This is a genomic window from Campylobacter sp. P0109, from assembly GCF_002138755.1.
In the GTDB taxonomy this organism is placed as follows: domain Bacteria; phylum Campylobacterota; class Campylobacteria; order Campylobacterales; family Campylobacteraceae; genus Campylobacter; species Campylobacter devanensis.
Window position 1 is genome coordinate 390,220 of the sequence record NZ_MJKK01000001.1, and the last position, 26,459, is coordinate 416,678.

The 26,459-nt window shown below is 33.5% G+C and carries 24 protein-coding genes; 12 read left to right on the plus strand and 12 right to left on the minus strand.

Features of this window, described 5'->3' with window-relative positions; genetic code table 11:
• Positions 1 to 268 precede the first annotated feature (268 nt).
• The 11 genes from CIGNP109_RS02040 to metK all read right to left on the minus strand — a co-directional run bounded on the left by CIGNP109_RS02040 (position 269) and on the right by metK (position 13,560).
• On the minus strand, positions 269 to 1,219 hold the full coding sequence (locus CIGNP109_RS02040) for a methylenetetrahydrofolate reductase (RefSeq protein WP_141081042.1): 951 nt from the start codon (positions 1,217 to 1,219) through the stop codon (positions 269 to 271).
• Between the two features lie 52 nt (positions 1,220 to 1,271).
• Entirely contained in the window at positions 1,272 to 3,533 is a 2,262-nt protein-coding gene (gene metE / locus CIGNP109_RS02045; protein ID WP_086228004.1) for a 5-methyltetrahydropteroyltriglutamate--homocysteine S-methyltransferase, read from the minus strand.
• 418 nt (positions 3,534 to 3,951) lie between these two features.
• The gene (locus CIGNP109_RS02050) at positions 3,952 to 6,042 is read right to left on the minus strand and encodes an RNA degradosome polyphosphate kinase (protein ID WP_086228005.1); all 2,091 of its coding nucleotides are present in this window, start codon (positions 6,040 to 6,042) and stop codon (positions 3,952 to 3,954) included.
• Positions 6,043 to 6,057: 15 nt separating this feature from the next.
• Positions 6,058 to 7,005, minus strand: a complete 948-nt coding sequence (gene lpxD, locus CIGNP109_RS02055) for a UDP-3-O-(3-hydroxymyristoyl)glucosamine N-acyltransferase (protein WP_086228006.1) — start codon at positions 7,003 to 7,005, stop codon at positions 6,058 to 6,060.
• Positions 7,005 to 7,469 (minus strand): acetolactate synthase small subunit, encoded by a 465-nt coding sequence (gene ilvN / locus CIGNP109_RS02060; protein ID WP_086224528.1) that lies wholly within the window; start codon positions 7,467 to 7,469, stop codon positions 7,005 to 7,007. The genes lpxD and ilvN overlap by 1 nt, the downstream gene beginning before the upstream one ends.
• A gap of 2 nt (positions 7,470 to 7,471) precedes the next feature.
• Positions 7,472 to 9,148: an acetolactate synthase large subunit gene (locus CIGNP109_RS02065; RefSeq protein ID WP_086228007.1), complete on the minus strand. Its 1,677-nt coding sequence runs from the start codon at positions 9,146 to 9,148 to the stop codon at positions 7,472 to 7,474.
• A 123-nt stretch (positions 9,149 to 9,271) separates the two neighbouring features.
• The gene (locus CIGNP109_RS02070) at positions 9,272 to 9,886 is read right to left on the minus strand and encodes an HAD family hydrolase (protein WP_086228008.1); all 615 of its coding nucleotides are present in this window, start codon (positions 9,884 to 9,886) and stop codon (positions 9,272 to 9,274) included.
• Entirely contained in the window at positions 9,879 to 10,196 is a 318-nt protein-coding gene (locus tag CIGNP109_RS02075; RefSeq protein WP_086228009.1) for a hypothetical protein, read from the minus strand. The genes CIGNP109_RS02070 and CIGNP109_RS02075 overlap by 8 nt, the downstream gene beginning before the upstream one ends.
• Positions 10,193 to 10,579, minus strand: coding sequence for a rhodanese-like domain-containing protein (locus CIGNP109_RS02080; RefSeq protein ID WP_086228010.1), 387 nt, complete (start codon positions 10,577 to 10,579; stop codon positions 10,193 to 10,195). The genes CIGNP109_RS02075 and CIGNP109_RS02080 overlap by 4 nt, the downstream gene beginning before the upstream one ends.
• A 10-nt stretch (positions 10,580 to 10,589) precedes the next feature.
• Positions 10,590 to 12,362: a protein-disulfide reductase DsbD gene (dsbD, locus tag CIGNP109_RS02085; RefSeq protein WP_086228011.1), complete on the minus strand. Its 1,773-nt coding sequence runs from the start codon at positions 12,360 to 12,362 to the stop codon at positions 10,590 to 10,592.
• Between the two features lie 4 nt (positions 12,363 to 12,366).
• Positions 12,367 to 13,560 (minus strand): methionine adenosyltransferase, encoded by a 1,194-nt coding sequence (gene metK / locus CIGNP109_RS02090; protein WP_086227017.1) that lies wholly within the window; start codon positions 13,558 to 13,560, stop codon positions 12,367 to 12,369.
• 319 nt (positions 13,561 to 13,879) lie between these two features.
• On the opposite strand from metK, the gene sstT reads away from it, so the two are divergent.
• The 3 genes from sstT to CIGNP109_RS02105 are packed head-to-tail and all read left to right on the plus strand — an operon-like array spanning position 13,880 to position 17,275.
• Complete coding sequence (gene sstT, locus CIGNP109_RS02095; protein WP_086228012.1) at positions 13,880 to 15,112, plus strand: serine/threonine transporter SstT; 1,233 nt, start codon at positions 13,880 to 13,882, stop codon at positions 15,110 to 15,112.
• 1 nt (position 15,113) lies between these two features.
• A complete protein-coding gene (locus CIGNP109_RS02100) occupies positions 15,114 to 16,826 on the plus strand; it encodes a M3 family oligoendopeptidase (RefSeq protein ID WP_086228013.1) in 1,713 nt (570 codons plus the stop codon).
• A 2-nt stretch (positions 16,827 to 16,828) separates the two neighbouring features.
• A complete protein-coding gene (locus tag CIGNP109_RS02105; RefSeq protein ID WP_086228014.1) occupies positions 16,829 to 17,275 on the plus strand; it encodes a hypothetical protein in 447 nt (148 codons plus the stop codon).
• Here CIGNP109_RS02105 and CIGNP109_RS02110 read toward each other — a convergent pair.
• Positions 17,262 to 18,128, minus strand: a complete 867-nt coding sequence (locus CIGNP109_RS02110; protein ID WP_236845188.1) for a LysR family transcriptional regulator — start codon at positions 18,126 to 18,128, stop codon at positions 17,262 to 17,264. The two genes, CIGNP109_RS02105 and CIGNP109_RS02110, sit on opposite strands and share 14 nt — an antisense overlap.
• 185 nt (positions 18,129 to 18,313) lie before the next feature.
• Between CIGNP109_RS02110 and CIGNP109_RS02115 the strand changes: the two genes are divergently transcribed.
• The 9 genes from CIGNP109_RS02115 to CIGNP109_RS02155 are packed head-to-tail and all read left to right on the plus strand — an operon-like array spanning position 18,314 to position 26,382.
• The gene (locus CIGNP109_RS02115) at positions 18,314 to 20,362 is read left to right on the plus strand and encodes an ATP-dependent helicase (protein WP_086228015.1); all 2,049 of its coding nucleotides are present in this window, start codon (positions 18,314 to 18,316) and stop codon (positions 20,360 to 20,362) included.
• The gene (gene truB, locus CIGNP109_RS02120; RefSeq protein ID WP_086228016.1) at positions 20,359 to 21,186 is read left to right on the plus strand and encodes a tRNA pseudouridine(55) synthase TruB; all 828 of its coding nucleotides are present in this window, start codon (positions 20,359 to 20,361) and stop codon (positions 21,184 to 21,186) included. Before CIGNP109_RS02115 ends, truB begins: the two co-directional genes overlap by 4 nt.
• Complete coding sequence (gene csrA, locus CIGNP109_RS02125; protein WP_086224540.1) at positions 21,174 to 21,401, plus strand: carbon storage regulator CsrA; 228 nt, start codon at positions 21,174 to 21,176, stop codon at positions 21,399 to 21,401. The genes truB and csrA overlap by 13 nt, the downstream gene beginning before the upstream one ends.
• Entirely contained in the window at positions 21,398 to 22,144 is a 747-nt protein-coding gene (locus tag CIGNP109_RS02130; protein WP_086228017.1) for a 4-(cytidine 5'-diphospho)-2-C-methyl-D-erythritol kinase, read from the plus strand. The genes csrA and CIGNP109_RS02130 overlap by 4 nt, the downstream gene beginning before the upstream one ends.
• Before the next feature lie 39 nt (positions 22,145 to 22,183).
• Positions 22,184 to 22,627, plus strand: coding sequence for a 50S ribosomal protein L9 (gene rplI, locus CIGNP109_RS02135; RefSeq protein ID WP_086228018.1), 444 nt, complete (start codon positions 22,184 to 22,186; stop codon positions 22,625 to 22,627).
• Entirely contained in the window at positions 22,627 to 23,163 is a 537-nt protein-coding gene (hslV, locus tag CIGNP109_RS02140; protein ID WP_086224543.1) for an ATP-dependent protease subunit HslV, read from the plus strand. The genes rplI and hslV overlap by 1 nt, the downstream gene beginning before the upstream one ends.
• A 3-nt stretch (positions 23,164 to 23,166) precedes the next feature.
• Positions 23,167 to 24,489, plus strand: a complete 1,323-nt coding sequence (hslU, locus tag CIGNP109_RS02145; RefSeq protein ID WP_086228019.1) for an HslU--HslV peptidase ATPase subunit — start codon at positions 23,167 to 23,169, stop codon at positions 24,487 to 24,489.
• Positions 24,486 to 25,364 (plus strand): GTPase Era, encoded by an 879-nt coding sequence (era, locus tag CIGNP109_RS02150; protein WP_086228020.1) that lies wholly within the window; start codon positions 24,486 to 24,488, stop codon positions 25,362 to 25,364. Before hslU ends, era begins: the two co-directional genes overlap by 4 nt.
• Position 25,365: 1 nt before the next feature.
• Positions 25,366 to 26,382 carry a bifunctional 3,4-dihydroxy-2-butanone 4-phosphate synthase/GTP cyclohydrolase II gene (locus tag CIGNP109_RS02155; RefSeq protein WP_086228021.1) on the plus strand — a complete coding sequence of 339 codons (1,017 nt, stop codon included), beginning with the start codon at positions 25,366 to 25,368 and terminating at the stop codon, positions 26,380 to 26,382.
• The last annotated feature ends 77 nt before the right edge of the window (positions 26,383 to 26,459 follow it).

Sequence of the window (26,459 nt, forward strand, 5' to 3'; positions counted from 1 at the left end):
AACATTTAAATATTTTTTTAAAGTTTGCAAAATTTATAAAAAAAGAATGTAAAAAATGTAAAACAAAAGCTATTATTTTGATTTTGCTAAAAATACTCTCAAACATCGCTAAAATTAAAGTTTAAGCTATTTTTATTAGATTAAATACTTCTTTACATAATAGCTTATAATATGAGACAACATCAAAACTAAATATTAATATTAGATTATATAAAATCATCCAATAAATTTAAATGATTTTATATAATATCTATCTTAAAAAAATTATTTATTCATCAAATTTAGAAGCGCTTTGAATTTTACTCTTTGTATTTTCTAATGAATGGTTTTCTATAATTGCAATTATCCCTTTTAACAACCTAATCGAAGCATCGATCTCAACCTTTCTAGTAGAAATGCTCTCAATATTTGCCCCTACACTTACGCCCTTAGCTAAGCCATATTTATATAAAAACTCAAACATATCAAGGCTAAGCTTGACTGAGCTCTCTAGTGCATCATCACTATCAAAAATCCTATGTCGTGATAACTCGCTAACTGAAATACCAAGCCACTGCATAAATTCAAAAGTCTTTATATTACCACACGGTGTAAATGTGAATATAATTGGAGTATTTTTGATTCCTAAGGCGGCAAAATCATCTAAAAATTTCTTAGCTGTTTCAATATCATAAACAGCCTGTGTGATAAAAAACTCACAACCCTTAACACGCTTAGATGCCACACGCAAATCTTCATCGTGTTTTTTAGTGTGTCTCTCAGGAATGCATATGCCACCAAGTGTTAGATCGTTGGCGATCTCTTTTTTTATCTTATATGCATCATTTAGACTAAGCTTTGGCGTATCAATAGCCGAACTAGCCCCCACAAATACACTAATTGCATCGCTATGAGTTTGTAAAAACTCTTTAAATTCGGCCTCATTATAGTTACCTATAGCCTTATAAATTACAGCTTCATATCGATTTTGCAAATAATCTTTAGCATAAATTTCAGGCTTTATTGTACGGACAAACTCAAATGTTCTATTGCTAGAGTTGCGATTACTCTCATCTTGAAGGTCATATATTACAAGACCATCTATCTTTATACCATCAAGCCTACTAAGTTGTCTAAGTGCTATCTCTTTAGCCTCATCATGACTTAAGCTAATCTTGGGCGGTGTAAGACCATATAGAACAATTCCAGATTTACCTTGTTTTATCTTATTTTTTAGCATATGACTCCAAATTTACTTAATAGAGCCAACCGAAGTTAGCTCTATAAATAAATTAACTCATACGAATGATTTTGACTGCTTTTACCATATTTTCTAGGCTTGGTTTTACCTCTGGCCATTTGCGAGTTTTTAGCCCACAATCTGGATTAATCCATAGTTGAGATGCAGGTAAAACTTCTAATAAGGCATTGATCTGTGCAGCAATCTCTTCAACTGTAGGAATACGCGGGCTGTGGATATCATACACACCTGGGCCTACTTCTTGTTTATAGCCTACAGATTTAAAGATTTTTAATAGCTCATTGCCACTTCTTGCTGTCTCAATACTGATTACATCGGCATCCATTGCTTCAATAGTTTTGATGATATCATTAAATTCAGAATAGCACATATGTGTGTGAATCTGCGTAGATGCTTTTGCTACGCTAACGCTTAATTTAAAGCAATCAACTGCGAATTTTTCATATGCTGAGATATTTTCTTTACGAAGTGGATATCCCTCTTTAAATGCTGCTTCATCAACTTGAATGATCTTAATACCAGCTTTTTGCAAGTCATCTATCTCATCATATATACAAAGCGCAAGCTCTTTAGCAATTTCACTTCTTGGTTTATCATCTCTTACAAAGCTCCAGTTAAGTATAGTTACAGGGCCTGTTAGCATACCTTTCATTATTTTTGATGTGCGACTTTGAGCATATGTAATCCAATCAACTGTCATAGGTGCTGGGCGGCTTACATCGCCAAATAGAAGTGGTGGCTTAACGCATCTACTACCATAGCTTTGAACCCAACCATTAGCACTAAATGCGTAGCCTTTTAGCTGTTCGCCAAAATACTCAACCATATCATTTCTCTCAGGCTCACCATGAACTAATACATCCAATCCGCACTCTTCTTGAAATTTGATACAATCATCAATATATTTTTTGATTTCACTCTCATATGAATCTTTTGTTATCAGAGATTTTTTATATGCGTTGCGGACTTGGCGAAGCTCTGGAGTTTGAGGGAAGCTACCAATTGTAGTAGTAGGAAGTTCAGGTAGATTAAAGGCGGCTTTTTGGATTTTAATACGCTCTTCATATGCTGTATCTCTATCAAATTTAGTTAGAGATTTTACTCTATTTTGAACATTTATATCATTGATTAATTCTGAAGTTTTTCTTGAAGCGACTGCTAAGCGATTAGCCTCAATCAATGAGTTACCAATCTCACAAAAATCACCACCATTTACCAATTTTTTTAGAAGTCTAAGCTCTGTAAGCTTTTCAACACCAAATGCTAACCACTCTTTTATACTTAAATTTTCTTCATATTTTAAAGTATATGGCACATGTAAAAGTGAGCATGAAGTACCGATATATAGGCGTTCATCTGAGATAAATGCTTTGATTTTATTTACAACTTCAGCTTTAGCATCTAGATTGCTTACCCATACATTTCTACCATCTATTAATCCAGCAAAAAGCACTTTATCGCTATTTGATAGTAGTTTTAGAGCCTCTTCTTGGCAAGCTGCATGGACAAAATCCAAACCTATAGCCCAAATTTTACTCTTTACTACTTGAGCTACAGCTTCGTTTGCATGCTCAAAATATGTCATAAATATGATTTTAACATTATCTGCAACACTTGCAAGCGTGTCATAGATAGGTACAATTTTGCTAGCTAGCTCAGCTGCTCTATCTGTTACAAAAATTGGTTCATCTATTTGAATAATAATCTCATTATCAAGCTTTGAAAGTTCAGCAATTAGCTTTACATACTCACTACTTAAAGCATCTAAATGATCAAGCGCATTGCTACCATCTGTTGTTTTACTAAGAGCTAAGAATGTTATAGGGCCAATTAAATTTATTTTTGCATTTTTTACACCAGCTTCTTTTGCCTCTTTATATTCAGCAACAATCTTGCTGCTATCTAGATTAAATTTAACATCACGACTAAGTTCAGGAACTATATAATGATAGTTTGTGTTAAACCATTTTGTCATCTCCATAGCTACGCTATTTGCATTTCCTCTAGCCATTGAGAAGTATAAATCATAGCCACTAAGTCCAGCAAAGCGCGGAGGAATCGCACCAAAAGTTACAATATTATCAAGCATTAAATCATAATATGAAAAATCATTTACGCTAATTAAATCTACTTTTGCGTCTATTTGATAATTCCAATGGCGTTTTTTTAACTCAGTAGCTACTTTTTCTACTTCACCAAAGCTAGTTTTACCAGCCCAAAAACTCTCAAGAGCAAATTTAAGCTCTCTTTGCTCGCCAATTCTTGGAAATCCTGTTACGAAACTTTTTGACATTTTATTATCCTTTTATGTATTTTTAAATTTATTTGATCTGGCTGTATGAATGGCACATTTCAAACAAAACAAGTGGCGGTTGAAGTCCGTGAAATCTATAAAATTGACTAAAATCACTACAATAGAAATTTTTTAGCTTTAATAGAGTTATACGTGTTTTTCGCTTAAATATACAATTGCAATGCACTGGAAAAGTGACCACAAAAGCCAAATAGGATATAGCATTAACAAATGAAAGCTGTAATCTAGCTAAAAATGTAAATTTATCACTATTTAAAGCTTTAGAAATAGCACGGTAAGCAAGTACGCATGGGACAGCTCATAGCCTTTATATCCTTAAAAAATTTAAAATTTGGCGGAAATTTTAGCAAAAATCTTATAAATACTAGCTGAAATAGCCTTGCTTTAAGCAAGACTATTAGCTCTCTTTAAAGAGTTTTGAAGCTAAGATTTGAACCTTATCTTGGTCGCTAGATTTTTTCATTGTTTTGAAAATTTTATTTAGATAACCTTCAAAAAACTCTTGATTATTTACTACTTTTTCGCCTTCAGATTTTATTATGCTGTGATACTCCCCATCACTACCTAGCTCAAATGCCAACTCATTATCTTGAACTTGCAAGCGTAGTATTTCACCCAATTTACCTTGAGATACCGGATCAGTAATTGGAGTCATCAACTCTAATCTACGCTCAAGATTTCTTGGCATCCAATCAGCGCTACTGATATAGAATTTAGGATTAGCGTGTTTAAAATAAAATATTCTAGCGTGTTCAAGGTATTTACCGATTATCGATCTAACCTTGATATTTTGACTCATTCCAGGCACACCAGGGCGCAAACAGCAAATACCACGTATTATTAAATTTATCTGTACACCAGCGTTACTAGCTTCATATAGCGCCTTTATTACATCGCTATCTACTAGCGCATTCATCTTAGCTATGATTCTGCCCTCACTACCCATTTTGGCTTCGTTTTTAATCATTGCAATCACACGCTCTTTAATCTGCATTGGTGACATTGACAATCCATTTAAGCGGCGATTTTTACTAAAGCCTGATAAAATATGAAAAAATGTTGTGGTATCTTTTGCCACATCGGCTCTAGAGGTAAAGTAGCTTACATCGGTATAAATCTTAGCACTACTACCATTATAATTACCGGTACCTAAATGAATGTAGAAATTTAGCTTATCCCCTACTTGACGAATAACTTGACTAACCTTTGCATGCACCTTAAACCCTGTAATACCATATATTACATGTGCACCAGCATTTTCTAGTGCTTTTGCCCAATGAAGGTTATTTTCCTCATCAAATCTCGCTTTTAATTCAACCATTACAGTAACTTGCTTGCCTTCATTAGCAGCATCTATTAATGCTTGAATTATAGCTGAGTTTTTCTCCACTCTATATAAGGTCATTCTAATTGATATAACCTTTGGATCTTTAGCTGCCTCTCTAATAAACTGCGTAACAGGATCAAAACTCTCATATGGATGAAATAATAACACATCTTCTTTATCGATAGCATCAAACATAGAAATATTTTGCCCAAATGGCGGTAAAGTCTTTGGTGTGTATGGCGGAAGTAGTAAATGAGAAAATTCCTTATCCCCAATAATTTGCCAAAGCGCTCCAAGTGTTAGTGGAATATTATATTCATAGATATCTTTATAAAAGATTTTCATATGTAAATTTAGAAAATCTAAAATCTCAGGATCGCATCCAGAATCTATTTGAAGTCTAACAAATGCCCCTTTTCTACGAAGCTTAAGCCCCTGCTCTAAAATCATCATAAAATCATCGGCTTCTTCTTCTTCAATTACCATATCAGCATTTCTAGTAACCCTAAACGCACAGCTACTAAGCAATCTATAACCCGGAAATATCTCTTCAGCGTGCCTATGAACTATACTCTCAATTGGCACATAAATTCCATCACCAGCATAATAAAATCTAGGTAAAACTCTACTAATTCTGATCATACCAAACTTAATAATCTCAGGGTGAGCATCATCACAAAGTTTAACTGCCAAAGCAAAGCTAAGGTTATTAAGATGTGGAAATGGATGTGTAGGATCAACAGCAATTGGCACAATAACAGGTAAAATATTTGAGAAAAAATATTCATCTGCTCTAGATTTTACCTCGTCACTTAACTCTTCATAATTTTGGATAAATAATCCATGTCCTGCAAGCTTGCTAACTGTGTCTTTATAGTAATTTTCTAGTACCTCTTGTTCATCTTTTAGATATTTTCTAATCTCTCTTAACTGATCTAGTGGAGTCATCTCATCGCTACCGCTTACTACGATACCAGCAGCAAATAACTGTTTAAGTCCTGCGATTCTGATCATATAAAATTCATCCAAATTCGTACAGTAAATCGCTATAAATTTAAGTTTTTCAAGTAGTGGAAGATCCTTGCTACATTGTGCTAAAACTCTAGAATTAAACCTAAGCCAAGATAATTCACGATTTATAAATTGATCCTTATTTTCCATATTTTACCTTTTTTGCTATTTTTTGCTACCAAATTCACGCAAGAATCTAGCCTGTGTTTTAAACCACTCTTTAAGCTCCATAAGTGGATATCCGCCATACTCTTTATAGCCTTCAATACTCTTTGATACAGCGCCACGCCCAGCAATCTTAGCAAAATCACCTATGCTTAGATGCCCTGCGGTTCCGCTTTGACCGCCCATTATTACATTGCGACCAAGCTTTGTGCTACCTGCTAAACCAACTTGAGAGACCAAGATACTGCCATAGCCGATTTCGCAATTGTGGCCTATTTGAACTAGGTTATCAATTTTTGAGTATTTACGCACAATTGTCGGCTCAAAAACTCCCCTATCTATCGTGGTACAAGCGCCAATTTCTACGCAATCTTCTAAGATCACCCATCCATTGTGATATATCTTAATGTGTTCGCCAGTTTTGGTATGTGCGTAGCCAAAACCATCGCTACCGATTACTGAATTTGCGTTAATTATACACTCATTGCCTATTACGCTATCAGCATAGATTGTAACATTTGGGTGGATTATACAATCACTGCCGATTGTTACATTATCACCTATATATGCTCCGGGCATTATTAGGCTATTTTTGCCCATAGTTACGCCACTTCCTATATAGGCATTTGGCATTATAGTTACGCTCTCATCTATATTTGATGGTTTGAATTCTCTAATCAATGGCTTTGAGAAGTGCTTTGATAAGATAGCAAAAGCAAGATGGGGATTTTCTACCACAACCGCCCTACTCTTTACCATATCCACCATATCTTTACTCACTAGCACAGCACCAGCCTTACAATCAGCTAGATATTTTGTATTTTTAGGTGAATCGCAATAGCTCATTTGAGCCCTTTGAGCTAACGCTAAGGAGCTAAGAGAGACAATCTCGATATCATCACCGTTAAATTCTAATCCCAAAATAGAGTAAATTTGACTTAATTTCATCATACTTCCATCATTACTGAGCCGCTTCGGACTATTTGTATTGGGTTATATTTTTTCATAACTTTAATAAAACAATCAATTCTAGCAGAGTTATCACAGCCCATTACTATTATGTATTGTTCATTTGCGTTAGCTACTATAGCGTTATATGATTTGAGTATCGCATCAAGTCCGCTAAAATCCTCATTTAGCGAAATTTTGATAAGCGCCATCTCTTTTTCTACATATTCGCCACTATCATCTATAACTTTATAAGTTGGTATGAGTTTGTGAAGTTGCTTAACTATCTGCTCAAATACCCTAGCATCGCCACTTGTGGTGATCGTAACTCTAGAAAATTCACTCTCTGGCACAGGAGCTACAGTCAAAGAGTCTATATTGTACCCACGCCCTGAAAATAGCCCAACTATACGGCTTAAAACCCCGTGTTCATTTAATACAATTGCAGAAATAACCCTTCTCATTCTCACTCCAATATCATATTATAAATAGCCGCACCGGCTGGCACCATAGGCAAGACATTTTCAAATCTATCTATCTTAACCTCAATCACACTCACACACTCACACTCTAAAGCGGCATTTAAAGCAGATTCAAATTCGCTCTTTGTAGTAGCTACAAATCCCTTACCGCCAAAGCCTTCGCAAATTTTGACAAAATCAGGCTGAATGCTAAGATCGGTATTAGAGTATCTCTCATCGTAAAAAAATGTTTGCCACTGACGTACCATACCTAAGAAATTATTATTTAAGATGATATTTATCACTCGTTTTTTATTCGCTACTAAGGTCATTAGCTCTTGGATATTCATCAAAAATCCACCATCACCGCTAACAGCAATAACAGGCGCATCACTAGCCCAAGCAGCCCCCATCGCAGCTGGAAGTCCATATCCCATAGTACCTAAACCACCACTTGTAAGTAGCTGTCTAGGGCGATTAAATGGGAAAAATTGCGCAACCCACATTTGGTGTTGGCCGACATCTGTGGTGATTATGCTCTCTTTTGGCAAAATTTCTCCCATTTTTTCTATTACCCATTGAGGCTTTAAGACTTCATCGCTATCTTTATAATTAAGCGGGTGAAGCTTTTTGTAAATTTCGATCTGATCTCTCCAAGCGCTAAATTCATCGCCATTTAAATTTATCTTCTCATTTAATTCTATCATTACATTTTTCAAATCGCCAACAATAGGATAATCTACTTTGACAATTTTACCAATGCTACTTGGGTCTATATCTATATGTATGATTTTGGCATTTTTGGCAAATTCGCTTAGTTTGCCTGTAACTCTATCATCAAATCTAGCCCCAAGACAGATGATCAGATCAGCCTCGCTTAATGCCATATTTGCAGCGTAGCTACCATGCATACCAACCATAGCTAAATTTAAAGGATTAACAGAGGTTAAAACTCCAAGCGCCATTAGTGTCTCTACTGCTGGAATTTGAGTCTTTTGGATAAATTCTCTAATCTCATCACTAGCCCCGCTACTTACAGCGCCACCGCCTATATAGGCTATTGGTTTTTTAGATGCCATGATGGCTTCACAGGCCTTTTTAATCTGATTTGGATGGCCTTTTGTGGTTGGCTTATATGTTTTCATCTTTATCTCGCTAGGATACTCAAAATCGCCAATAGCAGCCGTTACATCCTTAGGTATATCTACATGGACTGGGCCTGGGCGGCCACTTCTTGCGATATAAAAGGCTTGTTTTAAGATAAGTGGCAACTCTTCAATACTTTTGACTAAAAAATTATGCTTCACGCAAGGTCTTGATATACCTACGGCGTCAATCTCTTGAAATGCGTCTGTGCCGATTAATGGTAGGCCAACTTGACCGCTAATTAAAACTAATGGGATGGAGTCAGCATACGCCGTAGCTAGACCGGTTATAGCATTTGTAAATCCTGGGCCGCTAGTTACAAATGCCACGCCGACTTCGCCACTAACTCTTGCGTAACCATCGGCTGCATGTAGGGCTGCTTGTTCGTGGCGGGTTAAAATATGGGTGAAATACTCTTGTTTATATGTCTCATCATAGATATTTAATGCTGCGCCACCAGGATAACCAAAAACAACGCTAACACCTTCGTGTTTTAGCGCTTCGCTTATCATTTGCGAGCCATTTAGCTTTTTCATATTTTTACCTTTAATTAACTTTGATTTTCAAATTCTTTGATTATAGCATTAAATTTTAATCATAAAGTTTAAAAATATGAATTTTAGTTAAATAAAATTTCTAAATGTATCGAATTTACACAGTTAGCCTATGTTTTTTATAACTTCGTTAGCGTTTTTGCAATTTATCTCACCTAGAATTTGGATATCTCTACCCCAAGTTACATTTATATATTTTATATTTGCGTTTTTAGCCGCCATAGAATCCTTATAACTATCACCAATAAAAATGGCTCGTTTACCAAGGCTATCCATAATCAAATTTAACATATTAGGGGCTGGCTTGCATGGAACTTTATTACTAGCACCTATAATCATCTTAAATTTATCTAGAATTTTAGCATTTTTTAAGATTATCTCTAGACTAGAATTAGGTGCATTAGATGCTACTGCCATAGCATAATTTTTATCCTCGCAATACCCCATAACTGCCATAGCCTCATCATATACTTTAGCATGTAAAAAGTAATTTTTTTGATACTCATCTTCAAAGATTTTCATCATATTATTACTGATTTTATCAACACCATAAAACTCTATCATATAGTTTTTTGCCGGATTGTTGATAACTTCGATAATATAACTATAACTAAGCGGAGTTAAATTTAACCCTAAGCGCATATAATTAATAGTCTCACAAATAGCTTGCGTGCTATTAATTAGCGTTCCATCCATATCAAAAATTATAACTTTACTCATAAACATGACCTTTATGCTTATCTTTTTTATAGCTTTTTGAATTTTTGAGTTTTTCGAGTGAATTGGCAGCCTTTAAAAGCATCGCCTTATCATCTATGGCAATGACTAAATTTACAAATTCACAAAGTGATTTTGCATATGGTTGATCAAGATAAACTGGCTCTATTTTAACTAAAATTTCTGCATTTTTTTCTACTAGCGTGCGAAATTTAATACTATCATAGTCATCACGCTTTAGATTTCTTATAACTAATTTAGCAAATTTTTCAAGCCCACGTAGGTATTTAACTCGCTTTACTTTATCATTCATGGTTTTACTATATCTAACCCTTTTTGCGATGCTAGTATCATACCACCAGAGAGATTTATCACATCTTTATAGCCATTTTGAACTAGCAATTCAGAGGCTCTTAGACTACGTACTCCACTTCGACAAATTATAGCAATTTTCTTATTTGGATCGATTTTCTCCTTGATATTTTCTAGAAATTTCTCATTAAATTCACCATTGTTATCAGTTAAATTTACTAAAATAGCACCCTTTAAAACGCCCTGCTTCCACTCATTTGAAGTTCTAATATCGATAATCTGTATACTATTATCACTCATTATACTCTTATTAATATCTACAGAAATATATTTAGCCATCGCCATCGAAGTTGCCAAAAACATCACTATTAACACCTTTATCATTTAATTTGCCTTAAATTTGATTTAGCCTTTGTAGTAACTCATTAGGACTAATTAATCCAGTAATTTGAGATTTTAGCTCACCATTATTATATATTAATAAAACTGGGGGTCCATAAATTTGATACTCTCTCATTAGCTCCTCATTTTCTGGGCTTGATTGGCTTAAATCAATCTTTATTAGTATAAACTCATTAAGCTTCTTAGCCACATCGCTTTGGGTCAAAACATCACTTTCAAGCTCTTTACAATTAACACACCAACTCGCCCAAAAATCTATCAAAATTGGCTTTTGACTAGATTTTATAATCTCTTTTAGCTCTTTTAAATTGGTTACATATTTAAAATTAATATTACTTTTATCTTGCGTAATTAACAAACTTGATTTTAAATTTAATCCAAATTTACTCACACTAAAATCAATAACTATCACCATACTAATAGCAAAGATTATAAGCATTACTCCTTTTATTGCACGTTGAATTATACTGCTAGCATTTTCAAACGCACCAAAAATCACAGCTAAAATAACACCTAAAACGCCTTGCCCTAGCAACGAAATTTCATCGCCAATTACTGGTGAAATAATCCAAAGTGCCATCGCAAGCATAATAAAGCCAAATATAATCTTAATTTTTACCATCCACTCACCTGGCTTTGGTAAAACCCTACCTCCACCAAGCCCAATAGCTAAAAGTGGAAGCCCCATACCTAAACTCATTACAAATAAAGATAATCCGCCAATAACAATATCCCCGCTATTTGCGATATAAAGTAACGCTCCAGCTAGCGGTGCTGCCACGCATGGTCCTACTATTAAAGCTGATGCTACGCCCATAAAAATAACACCACCCATTCCGCTAAATTTAGAACTTTTAGTATTTAGGTAAACTTGTAATGATTTTGGTATTTCTATCTCAAAAAGTCCAAACATTGAAAGTGCTAATACAATAAAAACAATACTAAAACCAATCAGTACTACTGGAGTTTGAAGCATTCCTTGGACACTAGCACCCAAAGAGCTTGCTAATACTCCAGCTATAGCATATGTAACACTCATAGCTAATACATATATAAGGCTGATTATAAAACCACTTTTGGCACTTTTAGCCCCTTTAGCGACAATCAAGCCTGAGAGAATTGGAATCATTGGAAAAATACATGGGGTAAGAGATAGCAAAACGCCGTATATAAAAAATGTTGATATTGCCCAAAAGATGGAGTTGTTTGCTAAATTTATAGCTATTTGTGACTGCTCATTTTGAGTTTTTTGATTAGACAAATTTTGGCCTGATGCTATATCTTTAGATAAGCTAACTAATTCTTCATCATTTCTAGTAGCTAAATTTGTTTTGTTTGTAGAGTCTACTAGATATCTACTAGATATAACACTACCACTTGAGTCAAATTCAACTCCAAAGCCATCCTTTAATGGCTGATAACAAAAGCCACTATCGCTGCAACCTTGGTAATAGATATCAAGATTAAAGCTATTTTTACCCAATACAATTCCTGCTGGGATAAAAATCTCTAAATTCCTATAAATATCATAGCCCTCATATTTTATCGCCTTAGGAATATTTAAAAGTCTTGTGATATCGTTATTATCTAGCATTATCTTGATTTTATCTTGATATAAATATACACCATCTGCAATATCAAATTTAGCTATTATACCACTTTGATTATCTCCGCTAATATTAAGCTTAAAGGCATCTTTGGGATCTAGTACACCACCAAAGCACAAAATCCCAAAGAATAAAAAAATATATAAGAGCTTTTTCATAGATTTAAATTTGCTGGAATAACTCTATAGCATCTAGCTGCTCCCATGGATAACTAGGATCGCCAACCTGCCCTTTAGCTGCTACATCAGCGTATAAAAATGTATCTTTGCTAGGTTTATCTAGGCCAAATTTATCTGTTATCCATTTTGGAGTTAGGGCAAATTTATCATGTACAAACTCAGATAATTTATCATCATCACTATTTATATTTGTACCCATACAATCCACGCTTACGCTAACAGGTTTTGCCACACCTATAGCGTAACTTAGCTGGACTATACACTTTTTGGCAAGACCTGCTGCGACTATATTTTTAGCTATCCATCTAGCAGCATATAGGCCGCTTCTATCTACTTTTGTATAATCCTTACTACTTTGTGCGCCACCACCTATTGGCGAGTATCCACCAAAGCTATCTACTATTAATTTTCTACCTGTTAGACCGCTATCATGAAGTGAGCTATGATTTACATATCTACCTGTTGGATTTATATAGATTATGGTTTTATCTTTATCATATAGATTTTGTGGTAATCCTGAATCATCTATAAGCTCTTTAATAAGCGCCCTAACCTCTTGTATTTTTAAGCTCTCTACACTTGGGGCTGAGACTACTATGGTATGAATTTTCTCAGGGTGACAATCTTCAAAATTAGCCTTGCTACCATAATCTACTGTGACTTGAGTTTTAATATCTACGCCTAGTTTATCAGGATTTTTAAGCGCATAGCTATAGACTCTATCGCATATCATTCTAGCATATGTAATAGCTGCTGGCATAAAATTGCTTGTCTCATTTGATGCAAAACCAAACATAATTCCTTGATCTCCAGCACCAATTTCACCACTGCTTTGATCTACGCCTTGATTGATATCTGGGCTTTGCTGGTTTAAAAATACATCTACCTCAATATCATCTGGATGGAGACATTGAGCTTTGCTAAAGTGTGGATTACCATTATAACCGATTTTTGCTAAAGCTGATTTTACTATAGATCTGTACTCTTGGTGGCTTAAATTTACACTTGAGTTGACTTCGCCGCCAATTACAATATGCTTTCCAGCGACAAAAACCTCACTAGCTACTCTTGCTTTTGAATCTTGTGAAAGTATCGCATCAACAATGCTATCAGCTATGATATCAGCGCACTTATCTGGATGTCCTGGGCTTACAACTTCACTTGTAAATAGATACATATTTTTCCTTATTATATTTGATTTTTGGGCGCAATTCTAGCATAATTTTTGTAAATTATATATTAATTCTATACCCTAAATTTAATAGTGGCAATGGTTTGGATATCTTTTTCATAGATTTAAATATGAGGTTAATCTATATTCAAATAATTAACAATATAAATAATACGACAAATATAAAATAATTTGTAGCTTATTGTATTTAGAACAATATAAAAAATTAAGTTAAAAATTTAGTGTATTTTTTAAAGTTTTGTAAAGCCAAATTTAATTAAATTTCAAATATAATATTAGTTTTTATTAATTAAAAAGGATTTTAATGATTAGACATATTGCTCAGCGATATAAAGATGGGAATTTGATAATTCAAATTTTAGTTGGTATTGTTCTTGGTGGGATTTTAGGATTTATAGCTCATAGTGGTAATTCATTTGCTGTAAATTTAACTGATTTAGCAGCGATCTTAGGCTCGATTTTTGTAGGTGCGCTAAAAGCTGTGGCGCCTGTTTTAGTATTTGTGTTAGTAAGCGCCTCTATAGTGCTTAAAGAATTTGGCCGTACTAATGGAATGAAAAATGTGATAATATTATATCTAATTGGCACATTTTTAGCCTCTTTGGCTGCTGTGTGTGTTAGCTTTATCTTTCCTACTGCTTTAGTGTTACAAAATACATCTGTAGCTATGAGCACAGCACCTAGTAATATAGCAGTGGTATTAAAAGATTTAGTATATAAGATTGTAGATAATCCACTAAATGCTATTGCAACTGGTAATTATATTGGGATTTTAGCTTGGGCTATTGCAACTGGTTTGACTCTTAGACATTGTAGCAATGAAACAAAAAGAGTATTTAAAGATATTAGTGAAGCAATTACAAGAATAGTTAAATTTGTAATTCGTCTAGCGCCATTTGGTATTTTTGGTCTTGTAAGCATCAGCGTAGCTCAGACTGGATTTGCCGCACTTGGTGGATATGCAAAGCTTTTATTTGTTCTTGTAGGGACTATGCTATTTGTGGCTTTTGTGATAAATGCTGTTATTGCTTTTATAGTTATTAGAAAAAATCCATATCCACTTATAATGACATGTATAAAAGAGAGTGCTATTACGGCGTTTTTTACCAGAAGTAGTGCCGCAAATATTCCTGTAAATATGAATTTATGTAAAAAATTAGAACTAAATGAAGACCTATACTCTATCTCTATACCTCTTGGAGCTACTATCAATATGGCCGGTGCAGCTGTTACTATAGCTGTGCTTTCTCTTAGTGCAGTTTATACTTTAGGGATTGAAGTTGGATTTTGGAATGCCTTATTACTTAGCATTATAGCAGCAATTGGAGCATGTGGTACTAGCGGTGTAACTGGTGGCTCGCTTATGCTTATTCCATTGGCATGTTCATTATTTGGAATTAGCAATGATATAGCTATACAGGTTGTAGCTATAGGATTTATTATTGGAGTGATTCAAGATTCAGTAGAGACTGCATTAAATAGCTCTACAGATGTTTTATTTACTGCTATTGCATCAAATAACACTAAGGGAGTATGATATGATATGGGATCTATCTAAATTTTTTGCTAGTAGCGATGAGCTAGATACATTTTGTTTAAATTTACAAAAAAATGCCAATGAGTTTAATTCTAAATTTAATAAAAATCTAAACTCATTAAAGCCTAATGAATTTAAAACTGCAATAAGTGAATATGAGCAAATTTTAGCTGATATTGGCAAGATAATGAGCTATGTGTATTTAAAATTTGCCAAAGATACAAGCCAAGGGGCGTTTTTGGCTAAATATGAAGAGATTTGTACTAAGATTGAAGAGCAAATTCTATTTTTTGAGATTGAATTTAATGAGCTTGATAAAGATAGACAATCTAGCTTTATAGCCATAAATCCTAAATTTAGCTACTACTTAGAAAATCTAGCTAAAAATAAAGCTCATCAGTTGAGTTTTTTAGAAGAGAGAATTTTACTAAGAACTGCAAATACTGGTGCTAGTGCATTTAGCAGATTGTTTGATGAGAGTATGGCTAGAGCTAGATTTGAGTTTCGTGGGCAAAGCTTAAAAGAAGAGGAGATTTTATCTAAGCTTAGTAGCGATGATAGAAGCGTTAGAAAAGATGCTGCATACTCACTAAGCAAAGGTTTAGAGCCGATGCAACACCTACTAACATACATATATAATATGATAAAAACAGATCTAAAAAATAGCTGTGAGTTACGTGGATATGAGCTAGGTGAATCAAGTAGACACCTAAGCAATCAAATAGAAAAAGCTAGCGTAGATGCGCTAATAAAAGCTAGTGAAAATAGCTTTGATCTAGTGGCTAAATTTTATAATAAAAAGCGTCAAATATTAGGTTATGATAAACTATATGATTATGATAGATATGCTCCTTTAGGTGGCGATGAACAGATAAGTTATGAAGAGGCTAAAGAGATTGTAATTGATGCTTTTAATAGTTTTAATCCACTTTTTGGCACTTTGGCTAAGAGAGCTTTTGATGAGAATTGGTGCGATGTATATCCAGATAAAAATAAACAAGCTGGAGCATTTTCTCACTCTGCTAGTAGCGATGTGCATCCATTTGTACTTTTAAATTTCACAGGTAGAAGGCGTGATCTTTTTACTTTAGCACATGAACTAGGCCATAGCATACATCAATATCTTAGCTATGAAGTAGGCTATCTTAACTCACATACTCCGCTTACTACTGCTGAGACAGCTTCGGTATTTTGTGAGATGTTGGTTTTTGAATATATTAAAAACACTCTACCAAAAGAACAAAAAACTGCCCTACTAGCTGGCAAAATAGAAGATATTTTTGCTACACTTTATAGACAGATTAATTTTACTACATTTGAAAGACGAGTTCATGCTTATGATGGCGAAATAAGTAGCGATGAGCTAAATCAAATTTGGCTAGAAGAGTCTAAAAAGATGTTTGGCGACTCTTTAGAATTAAATGAGTATTATAAAATTTGGTGGAGCTATATACCGCATTTTATCCACTCACCATTTTATTGCTATGCCTACTCATACGCTCAGCTTTTAGTGCTTGCTCTTTTTGGACTATATAAAAGTGGAAAATGTGAAAATTTTATAGAGATATATACTAAGTTTTTATCTCTTGGCGGTAGCAAGAGCCCAAAAGAGCTTGTCGCTATGTTTGGATTTGATATTGATGATGAGAAGTTTTGGAGTGTAGGAATTGCTCAAGTAGCAAATTTGGTAGATGAGTTTATACAAGGAGAGTAGTAGTGCTTGAAGAGTTTTTAAAAGATAGTGAGTTTGCATCTATGATGCATAGAAATGTTTATGATTTATTAAATTTTTTGATAAAAAAAGGGGCTACATTTGATATTTTAGTAAATACTAAATTTGTAAGCTTTAATCCCGAATTGCCTGATGAGATCAAATCTAGTTTTAATCCATCTGTTATTTTATTTAGTCTAGCTGGATATACGCTAAGTAGTGTTGAAATTATTAAAGATGAGATAAAATTTGAAGCTGGATTTGGGCCAGATAATTTTGCTAGCGTAGTAAACATACCAATTGGTGCTATTATTAGAATTAGTATAGATGAAAATCCTATATTAATAAATTTTGCTACATATAGCCCAAGCGACTCCAAAACAAAACAGGAGCGCTCAAAGCAGATATTTTTAAATAACCCTAAAAATAGAGATATTTTTAAAGGTCAATAGATATTTTACTAACCTTTTCTAGTATGGACTCATTCTCTTTGAGTCCTGCTATAAATACTGGACGAATAATATTAACACCCTCAATTTCTACTGGAAATAAAGTACCATTGGCAATTGATTTTTTCACCAAAAAATTAGGCAAAAACGCTACATACTCCCTAGATTTATTATTTAGCATTGCGCACCTAGTAGCTATAGCGCCATCAAGAGTATAGACAGTGTGTAAATCATCATAATTTACACCAAATTGCTCGAAATACCCTTTTAAAAATGCCTTCGTTCTATCTGTGATAAAGTTAAATTCACTAAGCTTTGCTGGAGTTATTTTTTGATTTGAAACTTTATTTGAGACTAAGATTATCTCATATTCAAATAGCTTTTTAAATATCAAATGATCATTATATAATCTCTCTTGAGTCATTATAATATCGCATCTTTTATCCATTAAACTTGATACTAGATCATTATTTGTATCGGCTATTTTTACATCTAAATCGCTATTTATAACATTGCAAATTTTATCTAACATAAATGGCAAAATAGCATGAGCTATAAGTAAGTTTGTAGCAACTGAGATTTTAAATTTCTCATCTTTTATTCTATGAGCTTCCTCTTTAAATCTAAACATAGCTCCTTCAAATTTAAGACATAATTTATAAAATCTATCCCCCTCTTTTGTTAAAACAATCCCATTTTTACGCCTAACTAAAAGCGTAGTTTGCAACATTTCTTCAAGCTTTTTAATCTGTAAAGTAACGGCTGGCTGAGAAAGGCCTAAAGTGGCTGAAGCTTTTGAAAAACTTTTTTCTTTAACAATCGTCATAAATGTATATATCTTATTAAAATCTATCAAAGCAACCCCTTTAGTAAATTTACTTTTTCAATTTTATTAATTTAATCCTTAAACTAGATTTTAATTTTATATAATGTTTACTTATATTAATATTTAATAATTAATCTGTAACTTTTTGTAACACGTATTATTATTAAGTTAAAATTTGATATAATCTTAGCTTTATTAACAAAAAAGAGTAATTTATGAACAATTTATTAAATTCACTTAATGAAAATCAAAAAATAGCCGCCACCCATATAGATGGCCCAATGCTAATCTTAGCTGGAGCTGGAAGCGGTAAAACAAAAACCATAACTTCGCGTCTAGCCTATTTAATAAGTGAAGTTGGCATAGATCCACTAAACACTCTTACACTTACATTTACCAATAAAGCAGCCACTACTATGAAACAGCGTGCTATGGCTATGCTTGGTAATTATAATACAAATCCATTGCTTTGCACATTTCATAAGTTTGGTCTATTATTTTTAAAATTTCATATAAATGAGTTAAATAGAAGCAATAACTTTATAATAATTGATACTGATGATAAAAAAAAGATTATAAAAGAGATAGAGAGCGAAGTCCAAACCGCCATAGTAGCAAATGAGATATCAAAATATAAAAATATGCTTTTAAGCGTAGAGGCCGTAATGGATAGCTCAAAACTAGACGCTCAATACTCAAAGACAAATTACGAAAAAATAGCCAAAGCTTATAAATTATATGAAGAGTATTTAAAGAGTAATAACTTAGTTGATTTTGATGATCTTTTATGCTTGACTTATAATATTTTGGCTAAAAATCCAGATTTGAGCGATCAAATTTCAGATAGATATAAGTATATAATGGTAGATGAGTATCAAGATACAAATGATTTACAATACAAACTACTTCGCCAGCTTTGCTATAATCACCAAAATTTAGTTGTCGTAGGCGATGATGACCAAAGCATATATGGATGGAGAGGTGCAAGGATAGAAAATATCTTGAATTTCAAAGATCAATTTAATAGCGTCAAACTAATCAAATTAGAGACTAATTACCGCTCTACTCCATCTATACTAAATGCTGCTAATGAGCTAATAGATCACAATAGAACAAGGCTTGGTAAGAGACTAGTCAGTCAATTAGCAGATGAAAATCCTATAGAAATTTTAGAGCATAGTGATGAAAATGCTGAAGCTAAAAACATCGCTACAAAGATAAATAAACTCCTATCAAGTGGTGTATCGGCTAACGAAATTGCTATTTTATATAGAGTTAATGCTCTATCAAGAAGCTTAGAAGATGGGTTAAACAAAGCTAGAATTCCATATAAAATGGTAGGCGGAGTCAAATTCTATGAAAGAGCTGAAATCAAAGATATCATAAGCTATTTAAGGCTGATTTTAAACCCAAATGATGACTTCTCTCTAACTCGCATTATCAATCGCCCAAAACGGGGTCTAGGCAAGGTAAGCCTAGCTAAATTAGAGAAATTTGCCTTTGATAGCAAAACTTCTTTATATAATGCTATATATATTGCTGGTGAAGATGTATTGAGCAAGAAATTAAGCCAAACATTAATTGAACTAGCAAACAATATAAAAGAGCTATCAACTCTAGCGCCATACGATTTGATAAGTAGATTTGACTCTATATTTGGGATAAAGGCATATTATGAGAGCCTGCCTGATGGAGCTGAGAGGGTTATAAATATTGATGAATTTTATGCTTTATTGAAAGATCATATATTAAATACTCCTGAATTTGATTTAGAAGAGTTTTTAAATGAGCTTGCGCTTGAGAGCGAACAAGATAGAATTAGCGATGATGCTATATCCATTATGAGTGTGCATGCTAGCAAGGGGCTGGAGTTTGAACATCTATTTGTAATTGGGCTTGAAGAGGGATTTTTCCCGCTTCTTGGCGATGGAAGCGATATAGAAGAAGAGAGACGCCTAGCGTATGTAGCCATCACTAGGGCTAAAAGGGGGTTAAATTTATCATACTCAAATTCACGGTTTTACAAAGGCCAAAGATCAAGGCTAAATAGATCAAGATTTCTAAGTGAAGCTGGTCTTTGCGAAGGCTCTTTAAAGATAGAGAGCCAAAATGAGTTTAAAAAAGGCGATCTAATCAAGCATAAAATTTTTGGTATCGGGCGAGTTGTAGAGGTGACTAAAATCAAAAATGAATTTAAACTAAAAATAAATTTTGGTGGAAATATCAAAGATATAATGTCATCATTTGTAGAGAAGGTTATATGAATAGGCTATTTGTAGCGTATAAGCCAAAAGGTATGGTATCAAACCACTTTTTAAGCAGACTTAAACGAAAATATGGAGTCAAAAAGGCTGGATTTTCTGGGATTTTAGATCCATTTGCGAGCGGATGCTTGATTGTAGCATTTGGGGCATATACAAAACTTTTTAACTACTTAAACTTAGAACCTAAAATTTATAGAGCTACGCTTTGGCTAGGGGCTAGTTCAAATAGTGGAGATAATGAAAATATCAACCAAATTCACCTTCCACCTACTCTAGATGAAACACAGATAAAAAACGCTTTACAAAATCTTCAAGGCAAAATAAACTACATACCACCAAAATTTAGTGCAAAAAAAATTGATGGCAAAAGAGCCTATGAACTAGCTAGAGCTGGGAGTGAATTTGAGTTAAAAGAGTGTCAAATGGAAGTTTTTAGTACTAAATTTATAAGCTATTGCCACCCATTTATCACATTTGATATAGCAGTTTCAGCTGGGTCATATATACGCTCTTATGCACAAATTCTAGCAAAAAATTTAGGCTTAATAGGTACATTAAGTGCGCTTGAAAGAATCAGTGAAGGAAAATTTAAATTTCAAAACGAAACTCCACTAAATCCATTAGAATATCTAAATTTAACTAAAAATAGCTATAAAGGCGATATTTTAGATATAGTTTTAGGTAAAAAACTTAAATGTAGTGATTTTGAAACTAGTAGCGATGGGGAGTATCTAATTGAATTAGATGATACTTTTAGCATAATTAAAATAGAAAATCAAGAAGTAAAATATATGATAAATAGGATGGAAAAATGCTTATATTAACACGAAAAGTTACAGAATCAATCAAAATTGGAGATGATATCGAAATTACAATTTTAGGTATTGGTACACAAAATGTAAAAATAGCAATTCAAGCACCAAAAGATATCTTAATTCTACGCAAAGAGTTAGTAAGAGAGATTGCCGATAATAACACAGTTGCTAGCGAGCCAAAGCAAAATTTGCTAGAAATTCTAGCCAAAAAGATATTTAAATGAGAAGTTTTGCTAAGATTAATATTTTCTTAAAAATTACTGGATTTCGTGGGAACTATCATGAACTAAGCTCTAGATTTATTATTTGTGATTGGTTATATGATGAGGTTGAGCTAGTTAAACGAATAAGTGATGGCCTGATTATAAATAATTCATTTAGCGATAATATTATCTTTAAGGCTTATGATGCTTTAGTAGCGCTTGGTTTTAGCAAACAGCTTGAAGAGTTTTTTAAATTCCATCAAGTAAGTCTAATTAAAAATATTCCAGTTGGTGGTGGATTAGGTGGTGGTAGCAGTAATGCAGCAACCTTTTTACACTTAGTAAATGATACATTAAATTTAAATATTTCACAAAAAAAATTAATGCAAATAGCTCATAAAATTGGTGCTGATGTAGCATTTTTTGTAAGCAAATTTAAAGCTGCAAATGTAAGTGGAATTGGTGAGATTGTAGAAGAATTTGATGATGATATACCAAATTTAGATGTTATCACTAGCCCTATTTTTTGCTCTACTCCAAAAGTTTTTAACCAATATAGAGTTAATTTTAATGGATTTGATGAGAATTTAGCTAGAGATTTAAAAAAGCTAAAAAGTAGCGAAATTTTAGTAAATTTTACAAATATACAGTTAAATGATCTTTTAAAGCCATGTCAGCAGATTTATCGTGAGCTAGATATTGCTAACGATGAGTTTTTAAGTGGAAGTGGAAGCACTAAATTTAAAACCAAAAATTTAACATAAAAAAGTAAAATAACCCAAATCAAATTTAAAGGAAAAGTAATGAAAGTACTACTAATAAAAGATGTCAAAGGTCTAGGTAAGGCTGGAGAGGTAAAAGAGGTAAAAGATGGCTATGGCAATAATTTTTTGATAGGCAAAGGATATGCCAAGGCCGCTACAGACGCTGTGCTAAGACAATGGGAAGCCGCTAAGAGAAATGAAGCTCAAATCAAAGAGTATGAGATTAGCCAAAATGAGAAGTTAAAAGATGAATTAGCTGGGGTCAAAATCACTATAAAAACAAAATTAGGCGCCAATGGAAGCCCATTTGGCAGCATTACCAAAGATGAAATAGCAAAAGCATTAAAAGAGCAAAAAGGCTATGAAATAGATAAAAAATCTTTAGAATGCGATAATATAAAAGCTCTTGGCGAACATGAAATTTCAGTTAAATTAACTCACCAAATTCATGCTAAATTTAAAATAGAAGTAGTAGGTGAGTAATGTTTCATGCTACTACTATACTAGCTTATAGAGGCAAAGATGCTGCTGTAATAGGTGGCGATGGTCAAGTAAGCTTTGGTTCTACCATCTTAAAAGGTAATGCTGTTAAGATTAGAAAGCTCTATGGGGGTAAAATTTTAGCCGGATTTGCTGGTTCTACTGCTGATGCATTTAATCTTTTTGATATGTTTGAGAGAATTCTTGATGGAGTCAAGGGTGATTTACTTAAGGCTGTAATTGAATTTAGCAAAGAGTGGAGAAAAGATAAAGTATTAAGAAAATTAGAGGCTATGATGTTAGTACTAAATCGTGATCATATATTTTTACTAAGTGGAACTGGAGATGTAGTAGAACCAGAAGATGGCAAGATAGCTGCTATCGGAAGTGGTGGAAACTACGCACTCTCAGCTGCTAGAGCTTTAGATAAATTTGGATCTCTTAGTAGTGAGGAATTGGTAAAAGAGAGTCTAAAAATAGCCGGAGAGATCTGTATCTATACAAATACAAATATAAAAACTTATACATTAACGGATTAAAATATGAACTTAACACCAAAAGATATAGTAAAATTTCTAGATGATTATGTGATTGGTCAAAATGATGCTAAAAAAGTTATCGCTATCGCACTTCGTAATCGCTATAGGCGTATGCAATTACCAAGCGATATTCAAGATGATATAGTGCCTAAAAATATCTTAATGATAGGCTCAACAGGCGTAGGTAAAACAGAGATTGCTAGGCGTCTTTCAAAGCTTTTTGGCTTACCATTTATAAAGGTTGAAGCTAGTAAATATACAGAAGTTGGCTTTGTAGGTAGAGATGTAGAGTCGATGATAAGAGACTTAGCAATGGCAGCGCTAAATTTAGTCAAGCAAGAGCATCGTGAGAAAAATATCGATAAAATAGAAGAGTATATAGAAAAGAGAATTCTAGAAAAGCTCCTTCCACCACTACCAAATGGCGCAACTGATGAGAAAAAAGAGCAATACCAAATCAGCTATGAGAAGATGAAACAAAAACTAAAAGATGGCAAACTTGATGACCTTACAATCGAGATTGAAGTAGATCAATCGAGCTTTGAAGCTGGGGCGAATTTGCCACCTGATATGGCAGCTATGCAAGAGAGCTTTATAAAAGTAATTGGAATTACAAACAAAAAAGTCAAAAAAGAGCTAAAAGTAAAAGACGCCAAAGAGAGTCTAAAAAACGAAGCTAGCGAAAAAATATTAGATATGGAAAGCATTAAAGCCGAAGCATTAAGAAGAGCTCAAAATGAAGGAATAATATTTATTGATGAGATAGATAAAGTTGCTGTAAGTAGCTCTGGTTCATCTCGCCAAGACCCTAGCAAAGAAGGCGTTCAAAGAGATCTTTTGCCTATTGTAGAAGGTAGTGATGTATCTACTAAATTTGGAACTATTAAAACTGATCATATACTATTTATAGCTGCTGGAGCATTTCATATCTCAAAGCCAAGCGATCTAATTCCTGAGCTTCAAGGTAGATTTCCACTGCGTGTAAGTCTTGATAGCTTAGATGAAGATGCCCTATATGAAATTCTAACAAAACCTAAAAATTCACTTTTAAATCAATATCAAGCCTTACTTAATGTAGAGGGTGTAGAACTTGAATTTAGTGATGATGCTTTAAGGCAAATTGCTAAACTAACTCAAAGTACCAATCAAAAAGTAGAAGATATCGGAGCTAGAAGACTTCATACTGTTATCGAAAAACTACTTGAGGATATTAGCTTTAATGCTGATGAATATAAAGGCCAGAAATTTAGCATAACAAAAGAGTTAGTTGATGAAAAATTAGGGCAAATTTGCCAAGATGAAGATAGGGCAAAATATATATTATGAGAAGCGGATTTGTAACCTTAATAGGCAGAACAAATGCTGGTAAAAGTAGCCTTTTAAATTATTTGCTTGATCAAAAAATATCAATGGTCTCACATAAGCAAAATGCTACAAGACGAAAAATTTTAGGCATTGTAATGAATGAGCAAGACCAAGCAATCTTTATAGATACCCCAGGTCTTCATGATAGCGCTAAGACATTAAACAAACTAATGGTTCAAAGCGCTATTAAATCTTTAGGTGATGCAGATGCAGTAGTATTTGTAGCTAGTGTTTTTGATAGTTTAGAAAATTACGAAAAGTTCTTAAGCTTAAATACTACTTTACCTCATATAATCGCACTTACAAAGATAGATGAAGCGAGCCAAGATAAGCTATTTCAAAAGTTAAATGAGTATCAAAAATACTCAAATAATTTTCAAGCTATAGTCCCAATAACTATTAAAAAGCAAGCCTATAGAAAGATTTTTTTAGATGCTCTTACCCCCCTGCTTCCAGAGCATCCTCATTACTATGATCCAGAGTTTATCACCACAACAAATGAAAAAGATATTTATAGAGATTTTATATTAGAGGCTATATTTGAGTGTGTTAGTCAAGAGGTGCCATATAGTTCTGATGCGATTGTATCAAAGGTAAAACAAAAGAGCGATATCTTAGAAATCGAGGCTAAAATTATAACAGATAATACCCACCATAAGGCAATTTTAATAGGCAAAAATGGTGCTACTATTAAGCGTATTGGAATTGTGGCTCGCAAAATTATAAGTGAATTGAATAATCAAAAAGTATTTATTAAATTAAATGTAGAGATAGATAAAAACTGGCATACCAATGAAAATAGCATTAAAAAATATTTAGATTTAAAAGGAAATTAAGATGGCTTTTGAGAGAGTTTTGCAAGCTATAGATGATATAAAAAATGGCAAAATGATAGTCATGGTAGATGATGAAGATAGAGAAAATGAGGGTGATATAGTATTTGCTGCAGCCTTTAGCGATGTGCAAAAAGTCAATTTTATGATCACTCACGCTAGAGGTGTTTTATGTACCCCACTTAGTAAAGAGTTAGCTGATAAATTTGATCTATATCCTATGGTTGGAACAAATACTAGCTCTCATGAGACAGCATTTACTATTAGCATTGATGCTAAAAAGGCGACCACTGGAGTAAGCGCATATGAAAGAGATATGACAATTAAAATGTTAGTAGATAGTGCTACAAAGGCTGATGATTTTGTCCGTCCAGGTCATATATTTCCACTAATTGCTAAAAGTGGTGGCGTGTTAGAGCGAACTGGACATACTGAAGGCAGTATAGATCTATGTAGATTGGCTGGTCTTGCTCCAGTATCTGTAATCTGCGAGATAGTAAATGATGATGGTACGATGGCTAGACGCGATGATTTAGAAAAATTCTGCGATAAATTTAATCTAAATATGGTAAGCATAGCCGAGATTATAGAGTATCGCCTACATCATGAAAAATTAATTAGTGTTGATGAGCTAGGAGAGTCGCAAATAGCTGGTAAAAAAGCACACAAATATAGCATAACAGATCATTTGGGTAATACTCATTTTGCTTTTACTTTTGGCAATATAAATACCAAAACAAATGTAAAATTTCACAAGATAAAAGATGATATAGAGCTTTTAAATTCACATAAATTCAATGAGTTTTTATCTCACATAGAGCTACTAGAGAGCGAAGGTGGAATACTGATATTTTTAGCCGGCAATGAAGATGATGGCGGACTTATTAAAAACTATGGTATAGGAGCGCAGATTTTAAAATACTTCGGTGCTAGCGATATTGAGATTTTAAGTTCGAGCGAATTTAAAGAGTTTGTAGCTATTAGTGGATTTGGGTTAAATATTTTAGGACAAAAGGGTTAAATATTGCAACCATAGAGTTAAATTTATTTAACTCTATGGGCATAAAATAGTTTATAGTTATCTTTTGACATGTAATA

Excerpts from the sequence above, each read along its gene's own strand:
- CIGNP109_RS02040 (WP_141081042.1), bottom strand. The coding sequence starts at position 1,219 with ATGCTAAAAAATAAGATAAAACAAGGTAAATCTGGAATTGTTCTATAT.
- metE (WP_086228004.1), bottom strand. The coding sequence starts at position 3,533 with ATGTCAAAAAGTTTCGTAACAGGATTTCCAAGAATTGGCGAGCAAAGA.
- CIGNP109_RS02050 (WP_086228005.1), bottom strand. The coding sequence starts at position 6,042 with ATGGAAAATAAGGATCAATTTATAAATCGTGAATTATCTTGGCTTAGG.
- lpxD (WP_086228006.1), bottom strand. The coding sequence starts at position 7,005 with ATGAAATTAAGTCAAATTTACTCTATTTTGGGATTAGAATTTAACGGT.
- ilvN (WP_086224528.1), bottom strand. The coding sequence starts at position 7,469 with ATGAGAAGGGTTATTTCTGCAATTGTATTAAATGAACACGGGGTTTTA.
- CIGNP109_RS02065 (WP_086228007.1), bottom strand. The coding sequence starts at position 9,148 with ATGAAAAAGCTAAATGGCTCGCAAATGATAAGCGAAGCGCTAAAACAC.
- CIGNP109_RS02070 (WP_086228008.1), bottom strand. The coding sequence starts at position 9,886 with ATGAGTAAAGTTATAATTTTTGATATGGATGGAACGCTAATTAATAGC.
- CIGNP109_RS02075 (WP_086228009.1), bottom strand. The coding sequence starts at position 10,196 with ATGAATGATAAAGTAAAGCGAGTTAAATACCTACGTGGGCTTGAAAAA.
- CIGNP109_RS02080 (WP_086228010.1), bottom strand. The coding sequence starts at position 10,579 with ATGATAAAGGTGTTAATAGTGATGTTTTTGGCAACTTCGATGGCGATG.
- dsbD (WP_086228011.1), bottom strand. The coding sequence starts at position 12,362 with ATGAAAAAGCTCTTATATATTTTTTTATTCTTTGGGATTTTGTGCTTT.
- metK (WP_086227017.1), bottom strand. The coding sequence starts at position 13,560 with ATGTATCTATTTACAAGTGAAGTTGTAAGCCCAGGACATCCAGATAAG.
- sstT (WP_086228012.1), top strand. The coding sequence starts at position 13,880 with ATGATTAGACATATTGCTCAGCGATATAAAGATGGGAATTTGATAATT.
- CIGNP109_RS02100 (WP_086228013.1), top strand. The coding sequence starts at position 15,114 with ATGATATGGGATCTATCTAAATTTTTTGCTAGTAGCGATGAGCTAGAT.
- CIGNP109_RS02115 (WP_086228015.1), top strand. The coding sequence starts at position 18,314 with ATGAACAATTTATTAAATTCACTTAATGAAAATCAAAAAATAGCCGCC.
- truB (WP_086228016.1), top strand. The coding sequence starts at position 20,359 with ATGAATAGGCTATTTGTAGCGTATAAGCCAAAAGGTATGGTATCAAAC.
- csrA (WP_086224540.1), top strand. The coding sequence starts at position 21,174 with ATGCTTATATTAACACGAAAAGTTACAGAATCAATCAAAATTGGAGAT.
- CIGNP109_RS02130 (WP_086228017.1), top strand. The coding sequence starts at position 21,398 with ATGAGAAGTTTTGCTAAGATTAATATTTTCTTAAAAATTACTGGATTT.
- rplI (WP_086228018.1), top strand. The coding sequence starts at position 22,184 with ATGAAAGTACTACTAATAAAAGATGTCAAAGGTCTAGGTAAGGCTGGA.
- hslV (WP_086224543.1), top strand. The coding sequence starts at position 22,627 with ATGTTTCATGCTACTACTATACTAGCTTATAGAGGCAAAGATGCTGCT.
- hslU (WP_086228019.1), top strand. The coding sequence starts at position 23,167 with ATGAACTTAACACCAAAAGATATAGTAAAATTTCTAGATGATTATGTG.
- era (WP_086228020.1), top strand. The coding sequence starts at position 24,486 with ATGAGAAGCGGATTTGTAACCTTAATAGGCAGAACAAATGCTGGTAAA.
- CIGNP109_RS02155 (WP_086228021.1), top strand. The coding sequence starts at position 25,366 with ATGGCTTTTGAGAGAGTTTTGCAAGCTATAGATGATATAAAAAATGGC.